The organism is Noviherbaspirillum suwonense (genome assembly GCF_900182955.1).
Classification (GTDB): domain Bacteria; phylum Pseudomonadota; class Gammaproteobacteria; order Burkholderiales; family Burkholderiaceae_D; genus Noviherbaspirillum_A; species Noviherbaspirillum_A suwonense.
This window is the reverse complement of record NZ_FXUL01000023.1, coordinates 1-21106: the sequence shown is the minus strand read 5'-3', so window position 1 is coordinate 21106 and position 21106 is coordinate 1. Positions and strand designations below refer to the sequence as shown.

The following is a 21106-nucleotide window of genomic DNA, read 5'->3' as shown; positions in this document are numbered from 1 at the left end:
ATTATGCCTGTGGCTGCGCTGCCTCGGCTTCAGGCGCCGCTGCCGCCTTCATCGACAGCTTCAGGCGGCCGCGGTCGTCGGTCTCCAGAACCTTGACGCGGACCTGCTGGCCTTCCTTCAGGTAATCGGCGACCGCATTGACGCGCTCGTTGGCGATCTGGCTGATGTGCAGCAGGCCGTCCTTGCCCGGCATGACCTGGACGATGGCGCCGAAGTCCAGCAGTTTCAGCACGGTGCCGTCGTAGGTCTTGCCCACTTCGACCGATGCGGTCAGCTCTTCGATGCGGCGCTTGGCTTCCTGGCCGGCGGCGGCGTCGACCGACGCGATGGTCACGATGCCTTCGTCGCTGATGTCGATCTGGGTGCCGGTTTCCTCGGTCAGCGCACGAATGACTGCGCCGCCCTTGCCGATCACGTCACGGATTTTTTCCGGATTGATGCGGACCGTGATCAGGCGCGGCGCGAAGTCGGACAGCTCGCCCTTGCCATGCGGCACGGCTTCCTGCATCTTCGCCAGGATGTGGATGCGGCCTTCCTTGGCCTGCGCCAGCGCGACCTGCATGATTTCCTTGGTGATGCCTTGGATCTTGATGTCCATCTGCAGCGCGGTGATGCCCTGCGCGGTGCCGGCCACCTTGAAGTCCATGTCGCCGAGGTGATCTTCATCGCCCAGGATGTCGGACAGGACCGCGAACTTGCTGCCTTCCTTGATCAGGCCCATCGCGATGCCGGCGACGTGCGATTTCATCGGCACGCCCGCGTCCATCAGCGCCAGGCAGCCGCCGCAGACCGACGCCATCGACGACGAGCCGTTGGATTCGGTGATTTCCGAGACCAGGCGCACCGAGTAGCTGAAGTCTTCCGGCGCCGGCAGCGCGGCCAGCAGCGCGCGCTTGGCAAGGCGGCCGTGGCCGATCTCGCGACGCTTCGGCGTGCCGACGCGGCCGGTTTCGCCGGTGGCGAACGGAGGCATGTTGTAGTGCAGCATGAAGCGGTCGCTGTACTCGCCCATCAGCGCGTCGATCTTCTGCTCGTCGCGCGCGGTGCCCAGCGTGGCGATGACCAGCGCCTGGGTTTCGCCGCGGGTGAACAGCGCCGAGCCGTGGGTGCGCGGCAGCACGCCGGTGCGGATCGAGATCGGGCGCACGGTGCGGGTGTCGCGGCCGTCGATGCGCGGCTCGCCTTCGAGGATCTGCGAACGGACGATCTTCGCTTCCAGGTCGAACAGGATATTGCCGACATCGACGCTGTCCGCGCTGATGCCGTCGGCGGACAGGGCCGCGCCGACTTCGGACGTCACGTCCTTGAGCTTGGCGGTGCGGGCCTGCTTGTCGCGGACCTGGTAGGCCTCGCGCAGCTTGCCTTCGGCCAGGCCGGTGACGCGGGAAATCAGTTCCTCGTTCTTCGCCGCCGGCTTCCATTCGACTTCCGGCTTGCCGCCGTCGCGCACCAGTTCATGGATCGCGTCGATCACGGCCTTCATCTGGTCGTGGCCGAAGACGACCGCGCCCAGCATCACTTCTTCCGACAGTTCCTGCGCTTCCGATTCCACCATCAGCACGGCGGTCTCGGTGCCGGCCACCACCAGGTCGAGCTTGGTCTTCGCCAGCTGCGACACGGTCGGGTTCAGCACGTATTCGCCATTCACATAGCCGACGCGGGCGGCGCCGATCGGGCCGGCGAACGGGATGCCGGACACGCACAGCGCGGCCGACGCGCCGATCATCGCGGCGATGTCCGGGTCGATCTCGGGATTGACGGACAGCACGTGGATGATGATCTGCACTTCATTGAGGTAGCCCTCGGGGAAAAGCGGGCGGATCGGGCGGTCGATCAGGCGGGAGGTCAGGGTTTCCTTCTCGGAAGGACGGCCCTCGCGCTTGAAGAAGCCGCCGGGAATGCGGCCGGCTGCGTAGCTTTTTTCAACGTAATCAACGGTCAGCGGGAAAAAATCCTGGCCCGGCTTGGCATCCTTGCGGGCGACCACGGTGGCCAGCACGACGGTGTCTTCGATCGACACGAGGACGGCGCCGGAAGCCTGGCGAGCGATCTCGCCAGTCTCCAGGGTGACCTGGTGCTGACCATACTGGAAGGTCTTGCTTACTTTGTTAAACACGGGCGTTCCTTTCTAATATGCCGACAGATTTTCAGGAGCTGTCGTTCCACCTCATTACCGACGGCACGCATCGCGGCGCGCCATCTTCATGCACCCGCCGCCAGGCCCGATGAACCATAAAACGAAAAATGCCCGCATCAGTTCACTGATGCAGGCATTTCACACGATTTTGCAGGCTGGCAACGAGCTTACTTGCGCAGGCCGAGCTTTTCGATCAGGGCGCGGTAACGGGTCGCGTCCTTGCCCTTCAGGTAGGACAGCAAGCTCTTGCGACGGTTGACCATCATGATCAGGCCACGGCGGGAGTGGTGATCCTTGGTGTGGGCCTTGAAGTGGCTGTTGAGTTCATTGATGCGGGCGGTCAGCAGTGCGACTTGCACTTCAGGAGACCCGGTATCGTTTTGGCCGCGTGCGTTGTCCGCAATGATCGCTGCCTTGCTGCTTTTTTCTTGCGCCATGATATACCTTTCACATGCGGTGCCTGGAGACATGACCCCTGGCACCGTGAACGACGAGTTGATTAAATCCCATCCGGAATGGACGGGACCGGCGAGTATAGCGGAATACGGCCGGCGATTCAAACCCTAACTAATTACACCGCTGACAGGAGCACGACAATGAAAAATTACCTGGCTGCCGCCCTGCTGGCAATGGCCGCGCTCGGCGGTTGCGCGAGCATCTACACCGCCCCGCCCCAGCCGGGAGAATCCGAAGCGCAGATCGTCGCGCGGCTGGGCGAGCCGACCCACCGCTACGGCGAAGGCAACACGCACCTGCTCGAATACATGACCGGCCCGTGGGGCCAGGCCACGTTCATGGCCCGCATCGGCGCCGACGGCCGGCTCGTCTCCTATGAACAGGTGCTCGACACCGCGCATTTCAGCCGCATCGAGCCCGGCAAGTCGACCAAGCAGGATGTGCTGCATACGATAGGCGCGCCCAGCGCAACTTCCTACCTGCGGCTGCCGCAGCTGGAAGTCTGGTCCTACCCCTACCGCGAAAGCAATGCCTGGGACTCGGTGATGCACGTGCATTTCGACAACGCGGGCATCGTGCGGATGATGCAGAACGGACCCGACCCGCGTCGCACGCCGGACATGGCCTGGCCGTTGGGCAGCCGCCGGTAAACCACCGCTCAAAAAATTTGAATTCGCCATTTTCGGACACTTGAAATCGGTTTGCCGCGCCCTATTTACGGAACATCGGAGCGACGCTCCAAATCGAACCCAGGAGAAAATAAGATGAATGTCATTCTGCGTAATCGTGCTTTCCCCCTGCTGCAAACCCGTGCCTTCGACAGCAACTTCGAACGCCTCGTCGGCGGCCTGCTCGAGAACGCGCCGCTGGCGCCGCGCATGAACGTCGTCGACACCGGCGCCGCTTACCGGATCGAAGCCGAACTGCCGGGCGTGACCCGAGAGGAAATCCGCATCTCGGTAGACAAGAGGCGCGTGTCGATCGACGCGGAGTCGACTGTCGCCAATGAGGTCGCGGAAGGTGAAAAGGCGCTGCTTACCGAACGCCGTTCGCACAAGTATTCCCGCGTGCTGACGTTGGCCGGCGAAGTCGAGGATGCCGAGGCGGTGGCGAAGTTTGAAAACGGCGTGCTGACCCTGACCCTGCCGAAGAAGGCGGCGGACCAGCCGAAGCAGATCGCCGTGCAGTAAGCGCATGCGCGATTGAAGCAGCCGGCGCCCGATGGCCAGGCAATGCCGGCGGCGACCGGGCGCTGGAAACAGAAAGGGCCGGATTTTCATCCGGCCCTTCTGCAATGCTGGCGTCCCCAAGGGGATTCGAACCCCTGTACTCACCGTGAAAGGGTGATGTCCTAGGCCTCTAGACGATGGGGACATGAACTGTCCGTACTGCATGTTGCGGTCCCGCGTGGACCGTCGAGACAAGGGCCGCAACGCGGCCCTGCTGTATCCACTTCCCGGCATGCTGCCGGATGATGCTGGCGTCCCCAAGGGGATTCGAACCCCTGTACTCACCGTGAAAGGGTGATGTCCTAGGCCTCTAGACGATGGGGACAGAAACCTGCCCGTACTGCTGGCCACTACCGATACTGCTGTTGCTGCTTTACTTCCACTGCCCTGCGATCCGAAGCGTTGGTGGAGGTAAGCGGGATCGAACCGCTGACCTCTTGCATGCCATGCAAGCGCTCTCCCAGCTGAGCTATACCCCCCTGCGACGGACCCGAGATTATAGCCTAGCAATACAAAGGCTGTAAATCCGCTTTCCGAAAAACTTCCGATCATCGCCCTGATGAATTGGGCAATTTTCAAACAAAACCCGCCAGCCGACTGCTCGGCTGGCGGGCCCGTGCTGGCGTCCCCAAGGGGATTCGAACCCCTGTACTCACCGTGAAAGGGTGATGTCCTAGGCCTCTAGACGATGGGGACAGAAACTGTCCGTGCTGCCTGTACCGCTATGCGTACTGCCGAAACCATGTTGGTGGAGGTAAGCGGGATCGAACCGCTGACCTCTTGCATGCCATGCAAGCGCTCTCCCAGCTGAGCTATACCCCCCCGAACAGGCGCGCATTATAGCAAAGGTTTTCAGCAATACAAACCCGGGTTTCGGCCGCCGCGACAAAGCGTCCGGGAATGGCCGCGCCGGGCTGGCGGCGCAGCATCGCCGCCCCGAAAGAGCGCCGGCCCCGGCCATTGCCAAGGACGCAGGTCACACCGCCCACTGCGCCAGCAGCGCCGCCAGGCTGCCGGTATCGAGCGGCTTGACGAAGTAGCGGTCGAATCCTGCGCGCCGCGCGTCCTCCTGGTCGCGGTCCTGGCCATAGCCGCTGAGCGCCAGCAGCCTGCAGGCCCTGCCGCCGGGCCGGGCGCGCAGCTGGCGGGCCAGGGCGCAGCCGTCGATTTCGGGCAGGCCGATGTCGAAGATGCCGGCATCGGGCAGGCCTGCATCCAGCAGGTCGAGCGCGCTGCGGGCGTCATACCGGACATCGACTTCATGGCCGAGCCCGGAAAGGTAGGCGGCCAGCGTATCGGCGGCGTCGACATTGTCATCCACCAGCAGGATCCTGAGCGCCCGCGCCGGCAGCGCCGCCGCGGGCGGCTGCAGCGCGGCGCCGGCGATCACGATCGGAATGTCCAGCCGCGGCAGGCGCACGGAAAACACGCTGCCCTGCCCGATGCCGCCGCTGTCGGCGGCGACCGTTCCCTTGTGCAGTTCGGTCAGGCTCTTGACCAGCGCCAGGCCGAGGCCGAGACCGCCCTGCGAGCGGTCGGGCGAGCGTTCGGCCTGGGTGAACAGGTCGAACACCCGCGGCAGCAGTTCGGGCGCGATGCCGATGCCGTTGTCGCTGACCGTCAGCTCCACGTGCTGCGCCAGCAGCCTGACGGCCAGCGTCACATGGCCGCCCTCGGGCGTGTACTTGGCCGCATTGGTCAGCAGGTTCGCGGCAATCTGCACGATGCGCAGCCGGTCGGCGCAGATGCAGGCCGGCTCGGCGGACGGCTGCACGACCAGCGTGTGCCGCCGCGCGTCCATCAGCGGGCGGACCTGCTCGACCGCGTCCGGCAGCAGCGCGTTGAGGTCGAGCGCATGCTGCTCCAGCGCCACCAGCCCGCGCGTGACGCGCGACACGTCGAGCAGGTCGTCGACCAGGTTGACCATGTGCCCGACCTGGCGCGCGATCACCTGGCTGATCTGGCGCACGCGTACCTCGTCGCCCGGCGCGCCCATCAGCAGCTGCGCGGCCATGCTGATCGGCGCGATCGGGTTGCGCAGCTCATGCGCGAGCATCGCCAGGAACTCGTCCTTGCGGCGGTCGGCCTCGTGCAGCGCGGCGGTGGCCCGGTTGCGCTCGGTGACGTCGCGCACAATGGCGATCAGCAGCTCCTCGCCATGGACCTGCACGATATTGGCCGAGGCCTCGACATCGATGATGGTGCCGCGCGCGGTGCGAAGATGGCCGGGATAGTCGCGCACCGCGCGCTCCTGCAGGAGCTTCCTCGCATATTCCTTGCGCTGGTCGGCGCCGGACTCGGGCCAGATGCCGACTTCATATGAAGTCTTGCCGATCACGTCCTCGCGCCGGAAGCCAAGCATGCGCTCGAAGCCGGGGTTGACGTCGATGAAGCAGCCGTCGGACAGTCGGCTGAAGGCAATATAGTCGGGCGATGCGTAGAAAATACGCCGGTAGATTTCCAGCTCGTTGGCGCCGGCCAGTTCGGCCAGCGCATCGCTTGTTCCTGTCTCCGTCTTGTGCGCTTGCATAGAACGCCTTTTATGATGCCCGGCCAGGGCAACGGCGTCACGCGATGTCAGGCCGGGCTTGAATCTGTGCCGCTATCCTGGCCACTCTGCCATAAAAGCGGCGAAAAAGATTGCTACGCACACATTTTTATCATAAATCCGGCCGTGCCGGATGGTCAGCCGCGCTGCAGCCGCTCCAGCACCGTGTCGCGGCCGAACAGCTCGACCAGCGCGTCGATCGACGGCGTCTGCAGCTGCCCTGTCAGCAGCAGGCGCAGCGGCATCGCCAGCTGCGGCATCTTCAGCTTGTGCGCCGCCAGCACTTCCTTGAGCATCGCCGCCAGCGCAGCCCTGTCCCAGGCGACCGTGCGCAGCCGCCCGGCATAGTCGGCCAGCGCCGGCTTCACCGTGTCGTTCAGGTGCTGCTGCAGCAGCGCCGCATCCGGCCGGGGCTGGCGGTAGAACAGCATTGCCGCGTCCGCCAGTTCGACCACGGTGGCCGCCCGTTCCTTCATCAGCGCGATCACGGCCGGCAGCGGCGGCGCGCCGTCAAAGTCTGCGCCGTCGCGTTCCAGCAGCGGCCGGGCCAGCGTCGCCAGGCGTTCATTGTCGGCCGCCTTGATGTAATGGTTATTGAGCCAGGCCAGCTTTTCGGGATTGAACTGCGCCGGCGACTTCGACAGGTGGCCGAGGTCGAACCAGGCGCAGAACTGCTCCATCGTGAAGATTTCCTCGTCGCCGTGGCTCCAGCCCAGGCGCGCCAGGTAGTTCAGCATCGCCTCGGGCAGGTAGCCCTGCGCCGGGTATTCCATCACGCTGACCGCGCCGTGGCGCTTGGACAGCTTCTCGCCGTCGGCGCCGAGGATCATCGGCACATGGCCGTAGATCGGCGGCGTCGCGCCCAGCGCCTTCAGGATGTTGATCTGGCGCGGCGTGTTGTTCACGTGGTCGTCGCCGCGGATCACGTGGGTGATCTTCATGTCCCAGTCGTCCACCACCACGCAGAAGTTGTAGGTCGGCGTGCCGTCCGGGCGCGCGATGATCAGGTCGTCCATCTCGCGGTTGGCGATGGTGATCGGGCCCTTGACCGCGTCTTCCCAGGTCACTTCGCCGTCCAGCGGATTGCGAAAGCGCACCACCGGCTTGCGGCCTTCCGGCACGGCCGGCAGGGTCTTACCCGGCTCGGGCCGCCAGGTGCCGTCGTAGCGCGGCTTCTCGCCGGCGGCGCGCTGGCGCTCGCGCATCGCCTCGACCTCGTCGGGCGTGCAGTAGCAATGGTAGGCGGTGCCGGCCGCCAGCATCTGCGCGACCACTTCGCGGTAGCGGTCCATCCGCTGCATCTGGTAGAACGGGCCTTCGTCATGATGCAGGCCCAGCCACTGCATGCCGTCGATGATGGCCTGCACCGCTTCCGGCGTCGAGCGCTCGAGGTCGGTGTCCTCGATGCGCAGGATGAAAACGCCTTCGAAGCGGCGGGCATAGGCCCAGGCGAACAGCGCGGTGCGGGCGCCGCCCAGGTGGAGGAAGCCGGTCGGGCTGGGGGCGAAACGGGTGCGTACGGTCATGGCGGAGTGATGGCGGCCTCGCCTGCGCGGGCCGTGTTCTGGGAAAAGCGCCATTCTAGCGCGAGCGTCCCCGGCCATGGACACCGGCCATGCCATTGCCGCCCGGACTGCTAGAATTACTGTTTTAGCCGGTCGTCCACATTTCCCTTACCGAACGCACTTCCTTATGAGCCAGCCACAGCCGCGCACGCTTTTCGTCACCACCGCCCTGCCCTATGCCAACGGCGCATTCCATATCGGCCACATCATGGAATACATCCAGGCCGACATCTGGGTACGGTTCCAGCGCATGCAGGGCAACGAGGTCAATTTCGTCGGCGCCGACGACGCGCATGGCGCGCCCATCATGATCGCCGCGGAAAAAGCGAACGTGACGCCGCAGGAATTCGTCGCCGGCATCGCCGCCGGCCGCAAGCAGTACCTGGACGGCTTCCATATCGCCTTCGACAACTGGCATTCGACCGACGGCCCGGAAAACCACCAGCTGTCGCAGGACATCTACCGCAAGCTCCGCGACGACGCCAAGCTGATCTCGGTGAAGACCGTCGAGCAGTTCTTCGACCCGGTCAAGTCCATGTTCCTGCCCGACCGCTACATCAAGGGCGAATGCCCGAAATGCCACGCGAAGGACCAGTACGGCGACTCCTGCGAGGTCTGCGGCGCGGTCTATGCGGCGACGGAACTGATCAACCCGTATTCGACGCTGACGGGCGCAACGCCCGTGATGAAAAGCTCCGAGCACTATTTCTTCCGCCTGTCCGACCCGAAGTGCCGCGACTTCCTGCGCGGCTGGGCGCTCGACGACAAGCGGCTGCAGCCCGAGGTCGCCAACAAGGCGCGCGAATGGCTGGAAGGCGACGAGGGCCTGGGCGACTGGGACATCAGCCGCGACGCGCCCTATTTCGGCATCGAGATCCCGGACGCGCCGGGCAAGTACTTCTATGTCTGGCTGGACGCGCCGATCGGCTACCTGGCCTCGCTGAAGAATTATTTCAGCAAGACCGGCCGCGACTACGACGCGTTCATGGCCGACCCGGCGACCGAGCAGTATCACTTCATCGGCAAGGACATCACCTACTTCCACACGCTGTTCTGGCCGGCGATGCTGCACTTCGCCGGGCTCAAGGTGCCCAACAACGTGTTCGTCCACGGCTTCATCACGGTCAGCGGCGAGAAAATGTCGAAGTCGCGCGGCACCGGCATCTCGCCGCTGCGCTACCTCGAAGTCGGCATGAACCCGGAGTGGCTGCGCTACTACATCGCGGCCAAGCTGTCGGCCAAGGTGGAGGACGTGGACTTCAACCCGGAAGACTTCATCGCCCGCGTCAACAGCGACCTGATCGGCAAGTACGTCAACATCGCCAGCCGCGCGGCCGGCTTCATCAGCAAGAAGTTCGACGGCGTGCTGGCCACGTCCTGGGCCACCGAGGCCGACCCGTTCCTGCGCCGGCTGCGCGACGCCGGCCCCGCGATCCAGGCGCTGTACGAGGGCCGCGAATACGGCAAGGCGCTGCGCGCGGTGATGGACGAGGCCGACGCGGTGAATGCCTATGTCGACGCCAACAAGCCGTGGGAACTGGCGAAGAAGCCGGAACAGGCGGCGCTGCTGCAGGAAGTCTGCAGCCGGCTGATCGAGGCATTCCGCATCCTCACGATCTACCTGAAGCCGGTGCTGCCCGAAGTGGCGCGCCAGGTCGAGGCGCTGCTCAATGTCGCGCCGATGCAGTGGAGCGATGCCGGCACGGCGCTGCCGGACGGCCATCGCATCAATACCTATGCGCACCTGATGACGCGGGTCGAGCCGAAAATGCTCGACGCGCTGTTCGATGCGCCGGCTGCCGCGCCGGCGGCTGCACCGTCGGCGGCACCGGTTGCTGCCGAAGCGGCTCCGGCCGGCATCGAGCCGCTTGCCGCCGAGATCGGCATCGCCGACTTCGCCAAGGTCGACCTGCGCATTGCCCGCATCGTCGACTGCGCAGAGGTGGAAGGCTCGGACAAGCTGCTGCGCCTGACGCTGGACGCCGGCGAGGGCCGGATGCGCAACGTGTTTTCCGGCATCAAGTCGTCCTACAAACCCGAGGACCTGGTCGGCAAGCTGACCGTGCTGGTGGCCAACCTGGCGCCGCGCAAGATGAAGTTCGGCGTCTCGGAAGGCATGGTGCTGGCCGCCTCGGCCGCCGATGAAAAAGCCAGCCCGGGCATCTACATCCTCAACCCGTGGCCGGGCGCCGAACCCGGCATGCGCATCAGCTGACGCGATGGACTTGCTGCTGCAGGAAGCGACCCTGGCGGACGCCGCGCTGATCGCCGCGATGACGCGGCAGGCATGGAGCGGCCGGGTCGCGCCCAGTTCCTCCGGCCACGGCGAAAGCGAGGAACGGGTTGCCGCCGACCTGCAGGCCGGCGGCGGGCTGATCCTGATGATAGACGAGGCGCCGGCCGGCTCGGTGCGCTGGCTGCCGGCCGACGGCGAGAGCGCGGTCTGGGAAATCGTCCGCATGGGCATCCTGCCCGCATGGCGCGGCCGGCAATTGTCCGAGCACCTGCTCGAAGCGGTGATACACCAGGCGCAGCAGTCCGACATAGCCGAGTTGCGGCTCGCGGTGCGCCATGACCAGCCGCGGCTGCTGGACCTGTACGCGGCCTACGGCTTCGAACTCGCGCCCGAACTGGAATACGCACACGCCAATCCCGCCGAGCCGGCGCCGGTCATGATGCGGCGCGTGCTGAAGCGCTGAAGCGCTGAGACGCCGGGCGCCGGGCTGACGCAGGCCAAGGCAGCTCGAACCAGGCTGCCAGGGCCGCCAAAACAGGCGCAGAATGCCAGGTTCAACGACAACGGGAGGCCCCGATGCCTGCTTTCCGCCTGCGCTTTCGCCCCAGGCTGCTGGACGAGCTGCGGACGTACGACGGCACCCGATTCGGCCGCGACCTCGGCGCTGGCGTCACGGTCGCCGTGGTCGCGCTGCCGCTGGCCATGGCCTTCGCGATCGCATCCGGCGCAACGCCGCAGGCAGGGATCATGACCGCCATCATCGCCGGCCTGCTGATCTCGATGCTGGGCGGCTCCCGGGTGCAGATCGGCGGGCCGGCCGGCGCATTCATCGTCGTCATCTACGGCATCATCGAGAAGTACGGCTACGGCAACCTGCTGGCCGCCACCATGTACGCCGGCGTCATGCTGCTGGCGATGGGCGCGCTGAAGCTGGGCTCGGTGATCCGCTACATGCCGGTCGCCATCGTGGTCGGCTTCACCAACGGCATCGCGGTGCTGATCGCGCTGTCGCAGCTCAAGGATTTCTTCGGCCTGGACATCGGCCGCATGCCAGGCGACTTCTTCGGCCAGATCCGGATGCTGGCGCAGCATGCCGGCAGCGTCGACCCGGCCACGCTGGCGCTGGGCCTGGCCTCGCTCGCCGTCGTCTTCCTGTGGCCGCGGCTGTTCGCAGGCCGGCGCAGCGCGCAGCTGCGCGACCAGGCCTGGTTCCGGCTGCTGCGCGCGCTGCCGGGCAGCATCATCGTGCTGGTCGCGGCCACCGCCGCGACGGTGCTGCTGCAGCTCGACGTCGACACCATAGGCAGCCGCTTCGGCGGCATCCCGCAGACCCTGCCGGCGCTGGCGGTCCCGGTGTTCTCGCTGGACCTGCTGCGCGAGCTGTTCGCGCCGGCGCTGACGATCGCGCTGCTAGGCGCGATCGAGTCGCTGCTGTGCGCGAAGGTCGCCGACAACCTTATCGGCGACCGGCACGACCCGAACCAGGAGCTGATGGCACAGGGCATCGCCAACATGCTGGTGCCCTTCGCCGGCGGCCTGCCGGCCACCGGCACCATCGCCCGCACCGTCATCAACATCCGTTCCGGCGCGTCGTCGCCGGTGGCCGGCATGATCCATGCCGCGACGCTGCTGGTCATCATGCTGGCCGCCGCGCCGCTGGCGCGCCACGTGCCGCTGGCGGCGCTCGCGGCCATCCTGCTCTACGTCGCCTACAACATGTTCGAGTGGCATTCGCTGCCGCGCATGATGCGCCTGACGCTGCCCTACCGCATCCTGCTGCTGGCGACCTTTGTGCTGACGGTGGCAATCGACCTGACCGTGGCGGTCGAGGTCGGGCTGGTGCTGGCCTGCGTGTTCTTCATCTACCGCATTTCCAGCCTGACGACGATAGAGCCGGTGCAGCCGCAGTTCCTGCCGTCGTCGCTGCCGACCGGCGTCGAAGCCTACGCCATCTTCGGCTCGCTGTTCTTCGGTGCCGTGGGCAAGCTCGAAGCGCTGCTGGCCCCGGACAGGCTGCCGCCGCGGGTGCTGATACTGGAGCTGCACAAGCTGATCAACCTCGATGTCACCTGCCTCGAGGCGCTGGAGCAGATCCACGGCACGCTGCTGCGGCACCATGGCCGGCTGATCCTGTGCGGCGCCAACCACCAGCCGCGCGCCATGATGGAGCGCAGCGGCTTCCTCGACCGGCTGGGCCGGGAAAACTGCGTGCGCGACCTGCATGCGGCGCTGGCGCTGGTGAAGGACGAAGCCCTCGCGGCCTGAGCGCGGTTAAGCCACCTCGCCCGGCTTCAGCCCGAAATGGCGGGATCGGGCGATGACGATGTCTGCGTGACGCGGCCGGTGGCCTTGTCGAAATGGACATTGAAGAAGCGCGGCGTGTTGGTCGGGTCGAGGTAGCGCCAGTCCCAGACTTCCTCGTTCTTCAGCCGGTACTCGGCGACGCTCTTGGGCCGGCCCAGCATGTGCCTGACCTCGTCGCGGCTCATGCCCGGCCGGATCGCGCCGAAGTTGGCTTCGCTTAGCACCTGGCGGTAGTCCTTGAGCTTGCCGTCGCGGTCGATGTCGAACATCCAGGTCCGCGCGCCTTCCGGCCCTTTCGGGTATTCGAGCGTGCGCGCGCCGTCGTCCTGTTCCCATACCGTGTCGGGCTGGCCCATCACGCCGCGCACGTCGGACTCGGTGGAAACGCCCTTCGCCAGTTTATCCAAGCCAAACTCCTGTATCGGGTTGCCATTACGGTCGCAGGCGCCGAGGGCGAGCGCGCAGGCCAGCGCGAACGCGGCTGCAAGTGGTCGTTTCATCCATTCTCCTTTGCCTGAAGCAAGAGCAAGTCAGGGTAGAATAGCGCCTCCCGCTACCCGATACATTGTCCAAAACCTCATGAAACTGAGCAAGCAGAAGCAGGGCTACCAGTCCGAACTGACCGAATTCCTTTCGGGCCTCAAGGCCAGCAATCCCCAGCTCGAAGCCGAGCAGCGCGCCGGCCGCGCCCGCCTGTGGGACAAGCCCGCAGTCGATCTCGACACCCAGGAGCGACTGAGGATGGCGCGGGTCAGCCAGAAGCCTTACGTCTACCAGAATAGCTGACTTGCAGGTTACAGGCGTGAACGGCGAACTGGCGGCTGACGGCGCAGCGACGCCTGTCGCAGCGGAAAACGCCGGGCCGGCCGCACAGGCGCGGCTCTATGGCGAGCCGCTGCTGAAGATGCCCAACGATCTCTACATCCCGCCGGATGCGCTGGAGATCTTCCTCGATGCATTCGAAGGCCCGCTGGACCTGCTGCTCTACCTGATCCGCCGCCAGAACTTCAACATCCTCGACATACCGATGGCGCAGGTCACGCGCCAGTACCTGCATTACATCGAGCAGGTGCGGCTGCACAACCTGGAGCTGGCCGCGGAATACCTGCTGATGGCGGCAATGCTCATCGAGATCAAGTCGCGCATGCTGCTGCCGGTCAAGCGCGCCGACGACGACGAGGCTGCCGACCCGCGCGCCGAACTCGTCCGGCGGCTGCTGGAATACGAGCAGATGAAACTGGCCGCGCGCCAGATCGACGCGCTGCCCCAACTGGGGCGCGACACGCTGGCCGCGCAGATCCACATCGAGCAGAGCATGGTGCTGCGCTGGCCCGAGGTCAATGCGGCCGACCTGCAGGCCGCCTGGTCCGACCTGATCAAGCGCGCGAAGCTGGTCGCGCATCACACCATAGGCCGCGAGGCGCTGTCGGTGCGGGCGCACATGACCGGCATCCTGCGGCGGCTGCAGTCGGCCCGCTTCGTCGAGTTTTCCGACCTGTTCGACCCCGGCCTCGGCGTGCCGGTCGTGGTGGTGAACTTCATTGCGCTGCTCGAGCTGGCCAAGGAAACACTGATCGAGATCACCCAGGCCGAGGCCTACGCGCCCATCTATGTTCGGCTATCCTACACACCGAGCTGAGAGCCGGTATTTTGGCTGCGCAACGCGTGGCGTCCCAACCTGAAGGCCATCATGAAAATCATTTCTTCCATCGATGAACTGCGCGACCAGCTGCGCGGCCAGCTGCGCACCGTGTTCGTGCCAACCATGGGCAACCTGCATGAAGGCCACCTGTCGCTGATGCGGCTGGCGCGCAAGCATGGCGACCCCATCGTCGCGTCGATCTTCGTCAACCGGCTGCAGTTCGGGCCGAACGAGGACTTCGACAAGTATCCGCGCACCTTCCACGCCGACGTGGAAAAGCTGGAAAAGGAAGGCGTGTACGTGCTCTTCGCGCCGACCGAGCGCGACCTGTACCCGGAACCGCAGCAGTTCCGCGTGAACCCGCCGAACGACCTCGGCGGCATCCTGGAAGGCGAATTCCGGCCGGGCTTCTTCACCGGCGTGACGACCGTGGTGCTGAAGCTGTTTTCCTGCGTGCAGCCGAAGAGCGCCGTGTTCGGCAAGAAGGACTACCAGCAGCTGATGATGGTGCGGAACATGTGCCGCCAGTTTGCGCTGCCGACAGAAATCATCGCCGCCGAGACCTACCGCGCCGAAGACGGCCTGGCGCTGTCGTCCCGCAACATGTACCTGTCCGAGCAGGAGCGCGCCGAGGCGCCGGCGCTGTACCGCACGCTCAATGAAGTCGCCGAGGAAGTGCGCCAGGGGCAGCCGGACATCTTCACGCTCGAACGCGACGCAATGGCCAGGCTGGCCGCGCGCGGCTGGAAACCGGACTACATCTCGATCCGCAAGCGCATCGACCTGCAGCCGCCGTCGGCCGGCGATATTGCGCAGGCGGAGCCGATGGTGGTGCTGGCGGCGGCCAAGCTGGGCGTGACGCGGCTGATCGACAACCTCGAAGTGTAATCGGCGCGGCAAGCCGGGGCGTAACGCGTGCAGGCGCGTTGCGCCCCTTTTTCGTTTTCGGCCTGACGAGGGCCGATGCCGGTCGTGCGCCGGCATTTATCCACAATTGCCGCCATCCCTCCCCTGCCTGTTTTTCTCGACAAGATTAATTTCGCATCAGATCAAGCACTTGGCGCGTTGCAGGCATGGTTATCAACAGGGTAGCCCACAAAATCTGTGGACAATTTACCGGCCCTGGACCATGCCGGCCGACGATGATCTTCAACCCGCCTCCGACCGGTCTTTCGAGCGTAACCCCCGGTTTGCTGCGCATTTTTCGACCCGAGCGTATTTGTACTTAAAGATCAAGCAGTTGCCCTTTTTACCCCTGACTTATCCACAGGATAACGCACACAAACTGGGGATAACAAAGCGCTTGCGCCTAATGAATGACACCGGCGATGTCGAAAAAATATTTCTGATATGAATCAACAATTTGCCGTCGCGCCTCCCAACTTATACACAGAGTTGACCACATAAATTGTGGATAACTGGCGCAATCGTACGGCGCGCGGTTTTTCGCGTGTATGCTCTGCCGGCTGCATTCGACTGGCGCGAAAATGCAAACCGGTTTATAACCAACTCTTGGTTATGTGATCCTCAACCGAACACGGCATGGTCGAAACCGGGCCCGAAATCCATGGAGAAAGACAGGCATGCTGTTCAATGACAGGCAGGTCGCCGACATGTCCCCGGACCGGGCGTCGGCGAGCGTGCTGCGCGTCCCGGCGCCCGCGCCGCACGGATGCGCTGAAGACGGGAGTTTCTGGTGACAATCTCCATCGATGGCGACGCCGCATTGCCCTGGCACGGCCAGCCTTACAGCATCAAGCGTTTCGGCACGAGCATAGACAATTGCGCAAGCGAACCTGTGCAGACGCCAGGCTGCATCCAGACACATGGCGCCCTGCTGGTCGTGCAGCCGGACGATCTCCTCATCCTGCAGGCCAGCGAGAATACGGAACAGGTGCTGGGCCATCCGGCGTCTGCGCTGGCTGGCGCATCGCTGGCAACGGTGCTGGGCGACGATGGCGCCAACCGCGTCCGCAGCTTCCTCGAATGCAACTCGACCGATTGCAATCCGATCTACCTTTTCTCGCACCCGGCCCGGGACGCAGACATGCTGCTCGATGTTTCGGTGCATACCATCGACGGCGTGGCAATCGTCGAATTCGAGGAAACCGAGCGGGCGGGCAAGGAAGCGCCGGATTACCTGTCCCGGTTGAAGGCCAGCGTCGCGCGGCTGCAGCAGGCGGCCAGCCTGCAGGACCTCGGCGACATCGCCGCGGCCGAAGTACGGGCGCTGACCGGGCTGGACCGGGTCATGGTCTACCAGTTTCACGAGGACGGCCACGGCGAGGTGGTCGCGGAAAGCCGGCGCGCCGACCTGTCGCCCTGGCTGGGCCTGCATTATCCTGCCGAGGACATTCCCGAGCCGGCGCGGGAAGTTTTCCGGCAAGTCTGGATACGGCCGCTGCAGCAGGTCGGCGTGCCAATCGCCGAGATGGTGCCGCTGGCCCACCCGACCACCGGCAAGGCGCTGACCATGACCTACTGCGCACTGCGCGCGCCGTCGGCGATCTATACCGAATACCTGCAGAACATGGGCGTCACCGCGGGCCTGACGATGTCGATCCGCCGCGGCGACAAGCTCTGGGGCCTGATCGCAGGCCATCATTACTCAGGGCCGGCCCGGTTTCCCTATGGCCTGCGCGCCGCCTGCGAACTGCTGGCCCAGATTGTCTCGCTGCAGCACCAGTCGGCCGAGGAACGCGGGCAGCTGGCCTATCGGCTGAAGCTCGACGAAATCCAGCAGCAGCTGATCACCCTTGCGGCGCGCCAGGGCGACCTGGCGGCCATGTGCGACAGTACGCCCAACCTGCTCGACGCAATGGATGCCGGCGGCGTCGCGCTGTTCCATTGCGACCGCTGGTGGCGCATCGGCGAGACGCCTTCCGAGCCGCAGCTGGACGCATTGAAAGGCTGGCTGCAGACCCGGCCGGAACTCATGACGCCGTTCCGTCCCGTGGTGGCAAGCCACTGCCTGGGCCGCGACTATGCAGGCGGCGCCGGGATCGGCGACGTCGCCAGCGGGCTGCTCGCCATCTCGCTGTCGCAGCGGCACAGCAACCTGGTGATCTGGTTTCGCCCGGAAATGCGCGGCACCATAAAGTGGGCCGGCGACCCGGATGAAAAGCCGATGGTGACCGGCCCGCACGGCGCGCGGCTGACGCCGCGGCGAAGCTTCGAGATTTTCACCGCATCGGTCCAGGGCCAGTCCAGCCCGTGGAAAGCGGTCGAGATCGACAGCGCAATCCGTTTCCGGATCACGCTGATGGAACTGATCGTCAGCCGCGCCGAACAGCTGGCCGAACTCAATGCCGACCTGGCGCAGAGCAACGAGGAACTCGACGCCTTCGCCTATATCGCCAGCCACGACCTGAAGGAACCGCTGCGCGGCATTTTCAAGTACGTCCACCAGCTCGGCGAGACCGGCACCCTGACCGACCCATCCAGCCGTGCACGTCTGGACGGTCTCAAGCGTCTGACGCTGCGCATGGACAGCCTGCTCGACTCGCTGCTGCATTTCTCGCGGGTCGGACGGGTGATGCTGCATTTCGACGATGTCAGCATCGACGAGGTGGTTGCCGAGGCGCTGGAAATGGTGGATGCGCGCCGCACCGAGAAGGCGTCCGAAGTGCTGATCCCGCGCAGCCTGCCCAATGCGCTGTGCGACCGGGTCCGCATCCGCGAGGTGTTCGTCAACCTGCTGTCGAACGCCTTCAAGTACAACGACAAGCCGTCGGCGCACATCGAGATCGGCTACCTTGCGCCGCATGAACTGGCGCGGCGCGCCCACTGGCCGCAGGACACCGGGACCGGCCCGGTCTATTTCGTCAGGGACAACGGCATCGGCATACGGCCGCGGCATTTCGACCAGCTTTTCAAGATGTTCAAGCGGCTGCACGGGCGGGACGCATTCGGCGGCGGCACCGGCGCCGGCCTTGCGATCGTCAAGAAGCTGGTCGAGCGGCACGGCGGCCAGGTCTGGCTGGATTCCGAGCCCGATCAGGGCAGCACCTTTTATTTTTCCTTACCAGCAGGGACCGCGACATCACATGCACCAGATACCTGACCTGCCCCGACTGCTGCTGGTCGAAGACTCCGACGAGGATGCCGCCACGATGCGCGAGGCGCTGGAACTTTCGGGCATCCCCGCCAGCCTGCAGCGCGTCGTGACGGGCGACGGATGCATGGACGCGCTGCGGGACGCGGCGTCGCCGCCGGCCCTGGTGATCCTGGACCTGAACACGCCCGGCATGGACGGCCGCGAGGCGCTCACCCTGATCAAGTCCGACAAGCTGCTGAAGAATCTCCCGGTCATCGTCGTCAGCACATCGGGTAATCCCCGCGACGTGGATTTCTGCTATGCCGCCGGCGCCAACGCCTATCACGTCAAGCCGGTGAAGTATCCCGAGCACCTGAACAACATGACCGAGCTGATCATCTACTGGCTGGGCAATGCCACGCTGCCCTGCCGCATGCTGGAGCATCCATGAAAAAGGGACTGATGCATATCCTGATCGTCGACGACAACGACGACGACCGGGCGGAGATGCGCCGCCTGCTGCTGCAGGGCTCGGACGAACATTACGCATTCACCGAGGCGGAGACAGGCCAGGCCGCGCTGGCGGCGATCGCGGCCGCCGCGGGCCGCATGCCGGACTGCGTCCTGCTCGATTACTACCTGCAGGACATGGAAGCCCCGGAAGTGCTGGACGCGCTGCGCGGCGCCGACAATGCGGCGCTGTGCCCGGTCGTGGTCCTCACCGCCGCCGCCGAATGCAGCTTCGGCCCGCTGCTGCTGCGGGCCGGCGCGCAGGACTACCTCAGCAAGGAGCACCTGACCTCGCCTGCGCTGACGCGCGTGGTCGCGAACGCGGTCGAACGCTGGAAGATGGGCCGCGAGATCATGGACCGCGAGCGCGAACTGCGGATGATTGCGGACAATACGCCGGACATCCTGAGCCGCTTCGACCGCGCCTACCGCCATGTCTTCGTCAATGCCGCGGCCGAACGCTCGAGCGGCCACCCGGCCGCCTACTTCATCGGCAAGACCAGCGGCGAACTCGGCGCCCCGGCACACCTGTGCCAGCTGTGGGAAACCGCGATGGAAGCGGCATTCACGTCTGGACAGCCGCAGTCGATCGAGTTTTCTTCCGGCATCGGGCCGGCCCGGCACGACTATGCTGCGCGGCTGGTGCCTGAACTGGGCGCCGACGGCGCGGTGAACTATGTGCTCGGCGTGACCCATGACATTACCGAGCGGCGCCATGCCGAATCCCTGATCAAGGCCAGCGCCCAACGCCTCGAAATGGCGCTGTCGGCGGCCCGGTCCGGCGTCTGGGAATGGGACATACCGGCCGACACGATCAACTGGTCGCCTGAAAGTTATGTGCTGTACGGCCGCGACCCGGCGCTCGGCCGGCCGGCCTATGCCGACTGGCGCGCCTGCCTGCACCCTGACGACCTGGCGCAGACCGAGCAGCAGATCCGCAAGGCGCTGACAGGCGAAACGCCCGACTTCTGCCATGAATTCCGGATATGCCATCCGCGCCGCGGGATACGCTGGCTGTCGAAACTGGGGAAGGTCGATTTCGACGCGGCGGGCAAGCCGCTGCGCATGTTCGGCATCAACCTCGACGTCACCGAGCGCAAGCAGATGGAAAAGGCGCTGCTCGACGAGGACAGGCGCAAGGACGAATTCCTGGCGACGCTGGCGCACGAGCTGCGCAATCCGCTGGCGGCCATTTCCGCGGGCCTCGACCTGCTCGGCCTGACCCAGGACGATGCGGCCGGCGCCGGCCGGACCCGCGCGATGATGCAGCGGCAGTTCGGCCACATGCTGCGCCTGGTCGACGACCTGCTCGACATCTCGCGGATAGGCAGCGGCAAGATCGAACTCCAGCTCGCGCCGGTGACAGTGCAGAGCGTGGTCGAGCATGCGCTCGAAAGCAGCCAGGGGCTGATCCAGCAGCACGGCCACCAGCTCGATGTGCGGATGCCCGGGGAAATCATCTGGGTCAACGGCGACCTGACCCGGCTCGCGCAGGTGCTGGCAAACCTGCTCAACAACGCGGCCAAATACACGCCGGACGGCGGCAGCATCACGTTGTCGGTGGAAGCGGAAGGCCGGCAGGTCGCGATCCGCATCGCGGACAACGGCGCCGGCGTCCCGGCCGACATGCAGGAAAGGATATTCGACCTGTTCGCCCAGGTCGAAAGCACGCTGGACAGGGCGCGCGGCGGACTGGGCGTCGGCCTGTCGCTGGCGCGCCGGCTGGTCGACATGCACGGCGGCGCGATCGGCTGTGAAAGCGGCGGCCCCGGACAGGGGAGCACCTTCACGGCCAGGATCGACATGGTTGCCGCACCGCCGGCCGGTTCGGCAACCGAGGTCCGCGACGCGCCGCCGATCGCGGCCGCCGCGGCAGAGCAGCGGGTGCTGATCGTGGACGACAACATCGACGCCGCCGACGCGCTGGCCTTGCTGCTGCGCATTAGCGGCTACCAGACGATGACCGCGCATGACGGCCACGAGGGACTGCAGGCCTCGCGCACCTTCGAACCCCATGTCGTGTTTCTCGACATCGGCCTGCCCGGAATGAACGGCTATGACGTGGCCCGCCGCCTCCGCGCCGACGAGCAGACCCGGGCGGCCTACCTGGTCGCGCTGACCGGCTGGGGCAGCGAGGAGGACAGGCAACGTTCCAGCGACGCTGGCTTCGACCTGCACCTGACCAAGCCGGTCGAACTGCAGACGCTGGCGCGCGTGCTGCAGCAGTCGGTCAGTTCACTCCATTCAACCCAGGAAGCCGCGACGGAAAACCGCCCCGGCTGACCGGGCTTCACGCCGGCGAACCGGCGCCCTTCTCGAACACCAGTTCACCATTGCGGACATCGACTGCAATCACGTCCTTCGGCCCGAACTTGCCCTGCAGGATGGCCTTGGACAGCGGGTTCTCGATTTCCTGCTGGATCGCCCGCTTCAGCGGCCGCGC

The 21106-nt window shown here is 65.5% G+C and carries 17 protein-coding genes and 5 tRNA genes; 11 read left to right on the top strand and 11 right to left on the bottom strand.

What is annotated here, in order from left to right; translation table 11 throughout:
- Position 1: 1 nt before the first annotated feature.
- Positions 2 to 2116 (bottom strand): polyribonucleotide nucleotidyltransferase, encoded by a 2115-nt coding sequence (gene pnp, locus QOL82_RS22940; protein ID WP_283444643.1) that lies wholly within the window; start codon positions 2114 to 2116, stop codon positions 2 to 4.
- 188 nt (positions 2117 to 2304) lie between these two features.
- Positions 2305 to 2574 (bottom strand): 30S ribosomal protein S15, encoded by a 270-nt coding sequence (gene rpsO, locus QOL82_RS22935; RefSeq protein WP_283444642.1) that lies wholly within the window; start codon positions 2572 to 2574, stop codon positions 2305 to 2307.
- Positions 2575 to 2733: 159 nt separating this feature from the next.
- Here rpsO and bamE (QOL82_RS22930) point away from each other — a divergent pair, with 159 nt between their 5' ends.
- Both bamE (QOL82_RS22930) and QOL82_RS22925 read left to right on the top strand, forming a co-directional pair.
- The gene (gene bamE, locus QOL82_RS22930) at positions 2734 to 3243 is read left to right on the top strand and encodes an outer membrane protein assembly factor BamE domain-containing protein (protein ID WP_283444641.1); all 510 of its coding nucleotides are present in this window, start codon (positions 2734 to 2736) and stop codon (positions 3241 to 3243) included.
- 114 nt (positions 3244 to 3357) lie between these two features.
- Complete coding sequence (locus tag QOL82_RS22925; protein WP_283444640.1) at positions 3358 to 3783, top strand: Hsp20/alpha crystallin family protein; 426 nt, start codon at positions 3358 to 3360, stop codon at positions 3781 to 3783.
- 108 nt (positions 3784 to 3891) lie between these two features.
- Here QOL82_RS22925 and QOL82_RS22920 read toward each other — a convergent pair.
- The 7 genes from QOL82_RS22920 to gltX form a co-directional block, all read right to left on the bottom strand.
- A tRNA-Glu gene (locus QOL82_RS22920) sits at positions 3892 to 3967 on the bottom strand.
- A 104-nt stretch (positions 3968 to 4071) separates the two neighbouring features.
- A tRNA-Glu gene (locus QOL82_RS22915) sits at positions 4072 to 4147 on the bottom strand.
- A 78-nt stretch (positions 4148 to 4225) separates the two neighbouring features.
- A tRNA-Ala gene (locus QOL82_RS22910) sits at positions 4226 to 4301 on the bottom strand.
- A gap of 141 nt (positions 4302 to 4442) precedes the next feature.
- Positions 4443 to 4518, bottom strand: a tRNA-Glu gene (locus QOL82_RS22905).
- A gap of 50 nt (positions 4519 to 4568) precedes the next feature.
- A tRNA-Ala gene (locus QOL82_RS22900) sits at positions 4569 to 4644 on the bottom strand.
- 154 nt (positions 4645 to 4798) lie between these two features.
- On the bottom strand, positions 4799 to 6352 hold the full coding sequence (locus tag QOL82_RS22895; RefSeq protein ID WP_283444639.1) for a hybrid sensor histidine kinase/response regulator: 1554 nt from the start codon (positions 6350 to 6352) through the stop codon (positions 4799 to 4801).
- 155 nt (positions 6353 to 6507) lie between these two features.
- A complete protein-coding gene (gene gltX, locus QOL82_RS22890; RefSeq protein ID WP_283444638.1) occupies positions 6508 to 7896 on the bottom strand; it encodes a glutamate--tRNA ligase in 1389 nt (462 codons plus the stop codon).
- 166 nt (positions 7897 to 8062) lie between these two features.
- On the opposite strand from gltX, the gene metG reads away from it, so the two are divergent.
- The 3 genes from metG (at position 8063) to QOL82_RS22875 (ending at position 12436) form a co-directional block, all read left to right on the top strand.
- Positions 8063 to 10150, top strand: a complete 2088-nt coding sequence (gene metG / locus QOL82_RS22885) for a methionine--tRNA ligase (protein ID WP_283444637.1) — start codon at positions 8063 to 8065, stop codon at positions 10148 to 10150.
- A 4-nt stretch (positions 10151 to 10154) separates the two neighbouring features.
- The gene (locus tag QOL82_RS22880) at positions 10155 to 10634 is read left to right on the top strand and encodes a GNAT family N-acetyltransferase (RefSeq protein ID WP_283444636.1); all 480 of its coding nucleotides are present in this window, start codon (positions 10155 to 10157) and stop codon (positions 10632 to 10634) included.
- A 113-nt stretch (positions 10635 to 10747) separates the two neighbouring features.
- On the top strand, positions 10748 to 12436 hold the full coding sequence (locus QOL82_RS22875) for a SulP family inorganic anion transporter (RefSeq protein ID WP_283444635.1): 1689 nt from the start codon (positions 10748 to 10750) through the stop codon (positions 12434 to 12436).
- Between the two features lie 26 nt (positions 12437 to 12462).
- Here QOL82_RS22875 and bamE (QOL82_RS22870) read toward each other — a convergent pair whose 3' ends face one another.
- Entirely contained in the window at positions 12463 to 12975 is a 513-nt protein-coding gene (gene bamE, locus QOL82_RS22870; protein ID WP_283444634.1) for an outer membrane protein assembly factor BamE domain-containing protein, read from the bottom strand.
- A 79-nt stretch (positions 12976 to 13054) separates the two neighbouring features.
- Between bamE (QOL82_RS22870) and QOL82_RS22865 the strand changes: the two genes are divergently transcribed.
- The 6 genes from QOL82_RS22865 (at position 13055) to QOL82_RS22840 (ending at position 20946) form a co-directional block, all read left to right on the top strand.
- Positions 13055 to 13261: a DUF3460 family protein gene (locus tag QOL82_RS22865; RefSeq protein WP_283444633.1), complete on the top strand. Its 207-nt coding sequence runs from the start codon at positions 13055 to 13057 to the stop codon at positions 13259 to 13261.
- A 28-nt stretch (positions 13262 to 13289) separates the two neighbouring features.
- Positions 13290 to 14114 carry a segregation and condensation protein A gene (locus QOL82_RS22860; protein ID WP_283444717.1) on the top strand — a complete coding sequence of 275 codons (825 nt, stop codon included), beginning with the start codon at positions 13290 to 13292 and terminating at the stop codon, positions 14112 to 14114.
- 51 nt (positions 14115 to 14165) lie between these two features.
- Entirely contained in the window at positions 14166 to 15005 is an 840-nt protein-coding gene (gene panC, locus QOL82_RS22855) for a pantoate--beta-alanine ligase (protein ID WP_283444632.1), read from the top strand.
- Positions 15006 to 15813: 808 nt separating this feature from the next.
- Positions 15814 to 18180 carry an ATP-binding protein gene (locus QOL82_RS22850; protein ID WP_283444631.1) on the top strand — a complete coding sequence of 789 codons (2367 nt, stop codon included), beginning with the start codon at positions 15814 to 15816 and terminating at the stop codon, positions 18178 to 18180.
- The gene (locus QOL82_RS22845) at positions 18164 to 18604 is read left to right on the top strand and encodes a response regulator (protein WP_283444630.1); all 441 of its coding nucleotides are present in this window, start codon (positions 18164 to 18166) and stop codon (positions 18602 to 18604) included. Before QOL82_RS22850 ends, QOL82_RS22845 begins: the two co-directional genes overlap by 17 nt.
- On the top strand, positions 18601 to 20946 hold the full coding sequence (locus QOL82_RS22840; protein WP_283444629.1) for a response regulator: 2346 nt from the start codon (positions 18601 to 18603) through the stop codon (positions 20944 to 20946). Before QOL82_RS22845 ends, QOL82_RS22840 begins: the two co-directional genes overlap by 4 nt.
- 7 nt (positions 20947 to 20953) lie before the next feature.
- On the opposite strand, the gene QOL82_RS22835 is transcribed toward QOL82_RS22840, so the two are convergent.
- A partial coding sequence (locus QOL82_RS22835; RefSeq protein ID WP_283444716.1) for a hypothetical protein occupies positions 20954 to 21106 on the bottom strand: 153 nt, incomplete at its 5' end.

Excerpts from the sequence above, each read along its gene's own strand:
- QOL82_RS22865 (WP_283444633.1), top strand. The coding sequence starts at position 13,055 with ATGAAACTGAGCAAGCAGAAGCAGGGCTACCAGTCCGAACTGACCGAA.
- metG (WP_283444637.1), top strand. The coding sequence starts at position 8,063 with ATGAGCCAGCCACAGCCGCGCACGCTTTTCGTCACCACCGCCCTGCCC.
- panC (WP_283444632.1), top strand. The coding sequence starts at position 14,166 with ATGAAAATCATTTCTTCCATCGATGAACTGCGCGACCAGCTGCGCGGC.
- QOL82_RS22845 (WP_283444630.1), top strand. The coding sequence starts at position 18,164 with ATGCACCAGATACCTGACCTGCCCCGACTGCTGCTGGTCGAAGACTCC.
- rpsO (WP_283444642.1), bottom strand. The coding sequence starts at position 2,574 with ATGGCGCAAGAAAAAAGCAGCAAGGCAGCGATCATTGCGGACAACGCA.
- QOL82_RS22880 (WP_283444636.1), top strand. The coding sequence starts at position 10,155 with ATGGACTTGCTGCTGCAGGAAGCGACCCTGGCGGACGCCGCGCTGATC.
- gltX (WP_283444638.1), bottom strand. The coding sequence starts at position 7,896 with ATGACCGTACGCACCCGTTTCGCCCCCAGCCCGACCGGCTTCCTCCAC.
- QOL82_RS22895 (WP_283444639.1), bottom strand. The coding sequence starts at position 6,352 with ATGCAAGCGCACAAGACGGAGACAGGAACAAGCGATGCGCTGGCCGAA.
- QOL82_RS22925 (WP_283444640.1), top strand. The coding sequence starts at position 3,358 with ATGAATGTCATTCTGCGTAATCGTGCTTTCCCCCTGCTGCAAACCCGT.
- QOL82_RS22840 (WP_283444629.1), top strand. The coding sequence starts at position 18,601 with ATGAAAAAGGGACTGATGCATATCCTGATCGTCGACGACAACGACGAC.
- QOL82_RS22875 (WP_283444635.1), top strand. The coding sequence starts at position 10,748 with ATGCCTGCTTTCCGCCTGCGCTTTCGCCCCAGGCTGCTGGACGAGCTG.
- bamE (WP_283444634.1), bottom strand. The coding sequence starts at position 12,975 with ATGAAACGACCACTTGCAGCCGCGTTCGCGCTGGCCTGCGCGCTCGCC.
- bamE (WP_283444641.1), top strand. The coding sequence starts at position 2,734 with ATGAAAAATTACCTGGCTGCCGCCCTGCTGGCAATGGCCGCGCTCGGC.